At 59.4% G+C, this 1983-nt stretch carries 2 protein-coding genes; both read left to right on the top strand.

Annotation, left to right across the window (positions count from 1 at the left end; genetic code table 11):
- The first annotated feature begins 73 nt into the window (after positions 1-73).
- A complete protein-coding gene (locus NW815_RS07350; protein ID WP_011432695.1) occupies positions 74-403 on the top strand; it encodes a YggT family protein in 330 nt (109 codons plus the stop codon).
- A 75-nt stretch (positions 404-478) separates the two neighbouring features.
- Positions 479-1843 carry a cytosine deaminase gene (locus NW815_RS07355; RefSeq protein WP_414390393.1) on the top strand — a complete coding sequence of 455 codons (1365 nt, stop codon included), beginning with the start codon at positions 479-481 and terminating at the stop codon, positions 1841-1843.
- Positions 1844-1983: the final 140 nt, after the last annotated feature.

Genomic DNA, 1983 nt, shown 5'->3' on the forward strand with positions numbered 1-1983 from the left:
AAGCAGTCAGGGTCGGGTAGTTTACCTTAATGGATGTTGAGTTGATCGAGTTGTTTCCCTACTTTTCCCAACCATGATGCTCAGTCACTTGTTGTCTCCTCTCGCTTGGGTGGACGGCCTCTCCCTGGGGTTGGTCTACGGCACTGCCGCGTCTTTGCTGTTCCGCTCCCTTTACCAGTTCATTGTCATTTACAATGCTCTGCTGATCGTGCGGATTTTGCTGAGCTGGTTCCCGCAACTGAACTGGTCTAACCCCATCCTGTCGGTGCTCAGCCAACTCACCGATCCCTATCTCAACCTGTTCCGCGGCATCATTCCCCCCATTGGTGGCTTGGACTTTTCCCCCTGGTTGGCCTTCATTTTGCTCAGCTTTGCCATGCAGGTGGTGGGCCAGTTTGCCTAGCCGCTGTAGCACTGGATTCATCTGGATAGGCCGGGATCCCTTTACGATGGAGAGCTGCTTTTTTCGTTGCCCGCCATGCAGATCCCCGGCGTTGCCCACTACTGGCTGCTGAATGCTCAGGTTCCCCTGTCGATACTGAAGGAGGCGGTGCCAGGAGCTGTTCCCAACCGCGATAACCTGGTGTTGCTGGATCTGGAAATCGAAGGGGGGCAGATCCGCCAAATCCAGGCGGCAACAGGGATCCCGCCCCAGGGGATCCCCAGCGTGGATCTAAGGCGGGGCCAAGTGTGGCCGTGTTTTGTGGACATCCATACCCACCTGGACAAGGGACATGTGTGGCCGCGCACCCCCAATCCCGATGGTACCTTTGCCGGGGCGAGGCAGGCCGGCCAGGAAGATTGGGTGAAGATGAAGCAAGCCTATGACGGGGATCCGGAGCAGTTTCGGGAGGATCTCTACCGTCGCTTCAGCTTTGGTTTGCGCTGCAGCTATGCCCATGGATCCCAGGCAGTGCGCACCCATCTGGCCTGTGAGAACCCTCAAGTTATGGGGGCCAACTGGGAGGTGTTTGTCCAGTTGCGCCGAGAGTGGGCGGGCAAGCTGGAACTCCAGGCGGTCACGCTTCTGAGCTTGGATACCTTTCTCACCCCTGCAGGGGAAAAGCTGGCGGACAAGGTGGCGGAAGTGGGCGGGATCCTGGGTGGGGTGGCGGCGATGGGGCCGGAACTGGATCGGCAATTGGATCGGGTGTTTGCCCTGGCCAAGGAGCGGGGCTTGGCTCTGGACTTTCATACGGATGAGACGGATGATCCGGGATCCCTCACATTGAGACACGTAGCAGCGGCGGCCTTGCGCAACGATTTTCCCCATCAGGTGGTGTGTGGCCATTGCTGTAGCCTGGCCGTGCAACCGCCGGAGGTGGCCCACAAGACTATGGCCTTGGTCAGAGAGGCGGGAATTGCCGTGGTCAGCCTGCCCATGTGTAACCTATATTTGCAAGCCCGTAACCCCGGCCATACCCCCCGCTGGCGGGGAGTGACGCTGTTGCATGAGCTGAAGGCTTTGGGCGTGCCGGTGATGATAGCCAGCGATAATTGCCGGGATCCCTTCTACGGCTTTGGGGATCACGATGGCTTGGAGGTGTTCCGGGAGGCCACCCGCATTTTGCACCTGGATACCCCCTATGGGGATTGGCCCCAGGCGATTACCACCACCCCTGCCCGCATCATGGGCTTGACCGAGCGAGGGCCAATTGGGGTGGGTTTGCCGGCAGATCTGGTGCTGTTCAAGGGACGTGGCTTTGATGAGCTGCTTTCCCGTCCCCAGCATGACCGGGTGGTGTTGCGTCAGGGGCAGGCCATCGACACGACTCTGCCGGACTACAGCGAACTGGACGACTTGATGGAGAAGGTGGGGACAGCGCTCAGCTCCGAGAAGTAGAGCGGGGTCACAGTCGTTTCAAGTTAGATTAAGACACTTCCCAATTGCTCCTCTCTCCCTTTGCCTGGAGGTGGTGGTTGTGGCAGCGGCGCGGAACGCTGGGGCGGCACCGTGGAGCATGCCTCTAACCCCCAAAACCC

The sequence above is a fragment of the Synechococcus sp. R6-7 genome (genome assembly GCF_047461695.1).
Classification (GTDB): Bacteria; Cyanobacteriota; Cyanobacteriia; order Thermostichales; family Thermostichaceae; genus Thermostichus.